Raw genomic sequence first — 2,907 nt, 5'->3', positions numbered from 1 at the left:
AACTTTTTGGTTAAGTCCTCGATCTATTAGTATTCGTCAGCTCCATGTGTCACCACACTTCCACCTCGAACCTATCTACCTTGTCGTCTTCAAGGGATCTTACTTACTTGCGTAATGGGAAATCTCATCTTGAGGGGGGCTTCATGCTTAGATGCTTTCAGCACTTATCCCGTCCACACATAGCTACCCAGCGATGCCTTTGGCAAGACAACTGGTACACCAGCGGTGTGTCCATCCCGGTCCTCTCGTACTAAGGACAGCTCCTCTCAAATTTCCTACGCCCACGACGGATAGGGACCGAACTGTCTCACGACGTTCTGAACCCAGCTCGCGTACCGCTTTAATGGGCGAACAGCCCAACCCTTGGGACCGACTACAGCCCCAGGATGCGATGAGCCGACATCGAGGTGCCAAACCTCCCCGTCGATGTGGACTCTTGGGGGAGATAAGCCTGTTATCCCCGGGGTAGCTTTTATCCGTTGAGCGATGGCCCTTCCATGCGGAACCACCGGATCACTAAGCCCGTCTTTCGACCCTGCTCGACTTGTAGGTCTCGCAGTCAAGCTCCCTTGTGCCTTTACACTCTGCGAATGATTTCCAACCATTCTGAGGGAACCTTTGGGCGCCTCCGTTACTCTTTAGGAGGCGACCGCCCCAGTCAAACTGTCCGCCTGACACTGTCTCCTACCCCGCTAAGGGGTATGGGTTAGAATTTCAATACAGCTGGGGTAGTATCCCAAGGACGCCTCCACCGAAGCTGGCGCTCCGGTTTCTCTGGCTCCTACCTATCCTGTACAAGCTGTACCAAAATTCAATATCAGGCTACAGTAAAGCTCCACGGGGTCTTTCCGTCCTGTCGCGGGTAACCTGCATCTTCACAGGTACTATAATTTCACCGAGTCTCTCGTTGAGACAGTGCCCAGATCGTTACGCCTTTCGTGCGGGTCGGAACTTACCCGACAAGGAATTTCGCTACCTTAGGACCGTTATAGTTACGGCCGCCGTTTACTGGGGCTTCGGTTCTCACCTTCGCTTACGCTAAGCAATCCCCTTAACCTTCCAGCACCGGGCAGGCGTCAGCCCCTATACGTCACCTTACGGTTTTGCAGAGACCTGTGTTTTTGCTAAACAGTCGCCTGGGCCTATTCACTGCGGCTCTCTCGGGCTTGCACCCTACTAGAGCACCCCTTCTCCCGAAGTTACGGGGTCATTTTGCCGAGTTCCTTAACGAGAGTTCTCTCGCTCACCTTAGGATTCTCTCCTCGACTACCTGTGTCGGTTTGCGGTACGGGCACCTCCTACCTCGCTAGAGGCTTTTCTTGACAGTGTGAAATCAGGAACTTCGCTCATAAGAGCTCGTCATCACAGCTCAACGTTATAGAGAGCGGATTTGCCTACTCTCACGCCTTACTGCTTGAACGCACATAACCAACAGTGCGCTTACCCTATCCTTCTGTGTCCCCCCATTACTCAAATGGTAGGGAGGTGGTACAGGAATATCAACCTGTTATCCATCGCCTACGCCTATCGGCCTCGGCTTAGGTCCCGACTAACCCTGAGAGGACGAGCCTTCCTCAGGAAACCTTAGTCATTCGGTGGATGGGATTCTCACCCATCTTTCGCTACTCATACCGGCATTCTCACTTCTAAGCGCTCCACCAGTCCTTCCGGTCTGACTTCACTGCACTTAGAACGCTCTCCTACCACAGACATCGTAGATGTCTATCCACAGCTTCGGTGAATTGTTTAGCCCCGATACATTTTCGGCGCAGCGTCACTCGACCAGTGAGCTATTACGCACTCTTTAAATGGTGGCTGCTTCTGAGCCAACATCCTGGTTGTCTAAGCAACGTCACATCCTTTTCCACTTAACAATTACTTTGGGACCTTAGCTGGTGGTCTGGGCTGTTTCCCTTTTGACTACGGATCTTATCACTCGCAGTCTGACTCCCGTGCATAAATCATTGGCATTCGGAGTTTGTCTGAATTCGGTAATCCGGGATGGACCCCTAGTTCAAACAGTGCTCTACCTCCAAGATTCTCTATCACGAGGCTAGCCCTAAAGCTATTTCGGAGAGAACCAGCTATCTCCAAGTTCGATTGGAATTTCTCCGCTACCCACACCTCATCCCCGCACTTTTCAACGTGCGTGGGTTCGGGCCTCCAGTAAGTGTTACCTTACCTTCACCCTGGACATGGGTAGATCACCTGGTTTCGGGTCTACAACCACATACTCATTCGCCCTATTCAGACTCGCTTTCGCTACGGCTCCGTCTTTTCAACTTAACCTTGCATGTAATCGTAACTCGCCGGTTCATTCTACAAAAGGCACGCTATCACCCATTAACGGGCTCTAACTACTTGTAGGCACATGGTTTCAGGATCTCTTTCACTCCCCTTCCGGGGTGCTTTTCACCTTTCCCTCACGGTACTGGTTCACTATCGGTCACTAGAGAGTATTTAGCCTTGGGAGATGGTCCTCCCAGATTCCGACGGAATTTCACGTGTTCCGCCGTACTCAGGATCCACTCAGGAGAGAATGAACTTTTGACTACAGGACTGTTACCTTCTTCGGTGGGTCTTTCCAAACCGCTTCGTCTAACTCATTCCTTTGTAACTCCGTATTGAGTGTCCTACAACCCCAAGAGGCAAGCCTCTTGGTTTGGGCTCTTCCCATTTCGCTCGCCGCTACTAAGGGAATCGAAATTTCTTTCTCTTCCTTCAGGTACTTAGATGTTTCAGTTCCCTGAGTCTGCCATCAAGACGCTATGTATTCACGTCAAGATACTGTCCCATTACGAACAGTGGGTTTCCCCATTCGGAAATCTCCGGATCATAGCTTACTTACAGCTCCCCGAAGCATATCGGTGTTAGTGCCGTCCTTCATCGGCTTCTAGTGCCAAGGCA

At 51.3% G+C, this 2,907-nt stretch carries 1 rRNA gene; it reads right to left on the bottom strand.

Features of this window, described 5'->3' with window-relative positions:
* Nucleotides 1-6: 6 nt before the first annotated feature.
* Nucleotides 7-2,907: ribosomal RNA gene (locus D1606_RS17950) — 23S ribosomal RNA — on the bottom strand; the annotation flags it as partial.

Source organism: Rummeliibacillus sp. POC4 (assembly GCF_003576525.1).
In the GTDB taxonomy this organism is placed as follows: Bacteria; Bacillota; Bacilli; order Bacillales_A; family Planococcaceae; genus Rummeliibacillus.
Note: the sequence above shows the minus strand (reverse complement) of the source record. Positions and strands in the feature narration are given on the sequence as shown.